The following is a 485-nucleotide window of genomic DNA, read 5'->3' on the forward strand; positions in this document are numbered from 1 at the left end:
TCTGTTCATCTTATATGTGTGTAGCATCGTAGTAGATTGTTGTGATATACTTGTTTATCATGAGTCGTCTTCTACTGCGATCACCACTACCCTCGTCTTCGGCAGCGTCAGAGTTGTAGAAGGTACAGTGCCTCGCAGGCCCACGCTCACACCCTAGGACGGGCGTCCGGGCTCCGGGGCACCGTCAACTCGATCTCGGTGCCCTCGCCCGGCGCGGAGAAGACCGCGGCGGTGCCGCCGAGGTCGGCGACGCGGCCCCGGATGGACTGGGCGACGCCGAGCCGCCCGTCCGCCGCCGCCTCGTCCAGCCGCCCGGCGGGCATGCCGGGGCCGTCGTCGCGGACGCTGACGGTCACCTCGCCCTCGCCGTCCTCCAGCAGGACCCAGGCGCGGGCGCCGTCGCCGCAGTTCCGCCGGACGTTGTCGAGCGCCGCCGCCACGGCCGCCGCGACCTCGCGGGCGGCGCCGGCTCCTATACACATCTC

At 68.9% G+C, this 485-nt stretch carries 1 protein-coding gene; it reads right to left on the bottom strand.

The window, feature by feature from the left end; all coding sequences use genetic code 11:
* Positions 1-146: 146 nt before the first annotated feature.
* Positions 147-485: ATP-binding protein (locus tag HUX53_RS36705; RefSeq protein WP_255205985.1), on the bottom strand; the 339-nt coding region annotated here is incomplete at its 5' end.

Source organism: Actinomadura sp. BRA 177, from assembly GCF_013372625.1.
In the GTDB taxonomy this organism is placed as follows: domain Bacteria; phylum Actinomycetota; class Actinomycetes; order Streptosporangiales; family Streptosporangiaceae; genus Spirillospora.